This window comes from Streptosporangium subroseum, from assembly GCF_900188345.1.
GTDB classification, from domain to species: domain Bacteria; phylum Actinomycetota; class Actinomycetes; order Streptosporangiales; family Streptosporangiaceae; genus Streptosporangium; species Streptosporangium subroseum.
This window is the reverse complement of sequence record NZ_FZOD01000147.1, coordinates 1-2,764: the sequence shown is the minus strand read 5'-3', so window position 1 is coordinate 2,764 and position 2,764 is coordinate 1. Positions and strand designations below refer to the sequence as shown.

The 2,764-nt window shown below is 65.8% G+C and carries 3 protein-coding genes; 1 reads left to right on the top strand and 2 read right to left on the bottom strand.

Annotation, left to right across the window (positions count from 1 at the left end; translation table 11 throughout):
* The first annotated feature begins 324 nt into the window (after positions 1 to 324).
* The gene (locus CHC08_RS47655; protein WP_245879021.1) at positions 325 to 1,656 is read left to right on the top strand and encodes a serine hydrolase domain-containing protein; all 1,332 of its coding nucleotides are present in this window, start codon (positions 325 to 327) and stop codon (positions 1,654 to 1,656) included.
* Between the two features lie 297 nt (positions 1,657 to 1,953).
* On the opposite strand, the gene CHC08_RS47650 is transcribed toward CHC08_RS47655, so the two are convergent.
* Both CHC08_RS47650 and CHC08_RS47645 read right to left on the bottom strand, forming a co-directional pair.
* Positions 1,954 to 2,361, bottom strand: a complete 408-nt coding sequence (locus CHC08_RS47650; RefSeq protein WP_089213942.1) for a PIN domain-containing protein — start codon at positions 2,359 to 2,361, stop codon at positions 1,954 to 1,956.
* Positions 2,346 to 2,597 carry a type II toxin-antitoxin system Phd/YefM family antitoxin gene (locus tag CHC08_RS47645; protein ID WP_245879019.1) on the bottom strand — a complete coding sequence of 84 codons (252 nt, stop codon included), beginning with the start codon at positions 2,595 to 2,597 and terminating at the stop codon, positions 2,346 to 2,348. The genes CHC08_RS47650 and CHC08_RS47645 overlap by 16 nt, the downstream gene beginning before the upstream one ends.
* Positions 2,598 to 2,764: the final 167 nt, after the last annotated feature.

Below are 2,764 nucleotides of genomic sequence, written 5' to 3'. Positions count from 1 at the left end.
TTAGGCAGGCACAACGTCCCGTTCTGCGTACAAACACACGCTCAGCACCGAGCGTGCACTACGACACACAAACAACCCCACATTCCCCTCCCGACGCAGCACCCCGATGGAACCGGACAACCTCCGACGGAACACGGGTGACTATCCGCAAGGCCGTCGGCCCATTGATTGGGCTGGTCAGGCCTGGCCGTACGCCAACGTTCCCAGGCAGGCCGTGCGCTGGAGAGGGCCGGTCACACCCCCGAAGGTTGCCGCAGCCTTTCGTGCCACGGTGATCACTGTCGGCGTAGGCTGCACGCAGGTCACCGCACGGCAAGAACGGCGATGGGCGACGCGATGGACTTGGCGAGTTGGCAGGATCGGTTCGATGGCTTGGCCCGCCGGCATGGGGTGCCGGGAGCCTCGTTGGCGGTACTTGCCGACGAGCGGGTGCAGGCGCTGGCCACCGGGGTGCTGCACGTGGGGACCGGCGTCGAGGCGACGACCGATTCACTGTTTCAGATCGGGTCCATCACCAAGGCCTACACCGCAACCGTGGTGATGGGACTGGTGGAAGGGGGCCTGACCACGCTCGACACCCCGGTGGCCGACATCCTGCCGGGGTTTCGGGTCGCCGACGCGGACGTGAGCGAGCGCGTCACCCTGCGGCATTTGCTGGCCCATACGTCGGGGATCAACGGGGACCTGTTCATCGACACCGGACGGGGTGACGACTGCCTCGAACGGTACGTCGACGCGTGTGCGGACCTGCCCCAGTGCCATCCGCTCGGTGCCCTGTTCTCCTACTGCACCGCCGGTTACGTCATCTTGGGCCGCGTCATCGAACTATTGACCGGCACCTCGTGGGACACCGCGATACGCGAACGGTTGCTCGACCCGGCCAAGCTGGACCACACCTGGACGTTGCCCGAGGACGTGCTGCGGTTTCGCGCCGCCATGGGACACCTCACGCAAGACGGCCAAGCCCAACCGGCGCCCGTGTGGAGTTTTCCCCGCAACGGGGGGCCGGACGGCGGGATCTGCGCCACCGCCACCGACGTGGTGACCTTCGCCAAGCTGCACCTCAACAGCGAAGCACCCCGTTTCACCGACATGCGTAAGCCTCAGGTCGACGTACCCAACCCGCACGGAACCTATGACCGGTGGGGCCTGGGCTGGGCCCTGTTCGACTGGGACCGGCCGGTCTTCGGCCACGACGGAGACACGATCGGCCAGGCAGCGGCGCTGCGCGTCGTACCCGACGCGGGAGTTGCGGTGGCACTGCTGGCCAACACCGACGTGTTCGGCGCGTTTTCCCGAGAGGTGCTCTCCGAGCTGCTCCCGGTCTTGTGCGACCTCAGAATGCCGGCATCGCCGGCACCCCCTCCCGTCCCTGCCCCAGTGGAGTTGAAGCGCTACCTCGGAGTGTACGAACGGGTGGGCACGCGGGTGGAGGTGGAGCTTCGCGACGGGCGACTGCGAACCCTCGTGACACCGACCGGTGCGCTTGCGGCCCTCATGCCACCCCAAGAGAGCGAGCTCGTCGCTGTCGCCGACGGCCGATTCCTCCAAAAACAGCCGGAATCCGACCGGTGGGTGTCTACTGTCTTCCTCTCATCACCCGACGGCGCCGAGTATCTGTACCGGGGCATTCGCGCACATCCCAAAGTTGGTTAACAGCGCCAGAAGTCCGTTACCTCGCAAAGCCGCCTAACCAGGGTGACCGTGCAGCATCGTTAGAGGACGTCGTCGTCAAGCGGCTGCCGTCACTGGAGATCAAAAAAGCCCTGAACGATGATCACTCAGGGCATTTGTACTGTTCAGATGAGGTGGTCAGTCGAACCGCCGACCTTCCGCTTTTCAGGCACGGCAATCGCCCCGCCCATTCTCCGGGAGCTGGGAGTGGAGGGGCGCCGACGATGGCCGACGTGCGGCGATGACGGTGGACGTTGCCCTCAGGGTTGCCGTCGGCGCTCAGCGGGGAACAACCTGCGCCCGGACCCCGGGTAGGTCATCGAACGCGGCGGACGAATCCATCGTGATCACGATTCTCGCGGTGGCGGCAGCCGTCGCGGCGATCATCAGATCGTACGCTCCCCGCGTTTTCCCCAACCGGCGCATCTGCGCCAGGAGGCGAGCGTGGACCCTGGCGACGTCCACGGTGTACTCCTCAACCGGGATCAACGCCAGAACCTCATCCACGAAAGCCTGCCGCCCGGGACGACGTGCCGCATCCGCCAGCTCCACGCCAACGAGCAGCTCAGCCACAGTGATCGCGGCGATCGCCACATCATCGGCATCCCCGATCACCGCGTCCACAGAGGCCCTGCCCCGCTCCGCGGCGATCAACACACCCGTGTCCAGGATCAGGCGTCGGGCCACGTGCTCCTCATCTCATCATCGACCGCCTCCCGAGCCGCCGCGACATCGGCCTCGAAATCAGCGTCCAGCGTCCCCGCGGCTCCGGCCAGGAAAGCTTTGACCATACGCCCCGGCGCCGTGGGCGCGGGACCGATCACCGCGATCCGCTTACCCCCCCGAGTAACCACGATCGTCTCCCCCCGCTCAGCCTCGTCCAGAACGACCGCGAAGCTCCGCGACGCCTCCGTAGCAGTCATCACCTTCATAAAATCAGATTATCTGATTTTTGGTGGGGATGCCTCGATCACACTCACCCGTTGCCGGGCGTCATGGCAGCGCGGGATGAAAGGACCATGCGGCGTATCCCCATTAGAGGAACGGCCCGCCGCTTCCGGACCATGTCTGGTGGAGTGGTGTCGGCCGG

Excerpts from the sequence above, each read along its gene's own strand:
- CHC08_RS47655 (WP_245879021.1), top strand. The coding sequence starts at position 325 with ATGGGCGACGCGATGGACTTGGCGAGTTGGCAGGATCGGTTCGATGGC.
- CHC08_RS47645 (WP_245879019.1), bottom strand. The coding sequence starts at position 2,597 with ATGACTGCTACGGAGGCGTCGCGGAGCTTCGCGGTCGTTCTGGACGAG.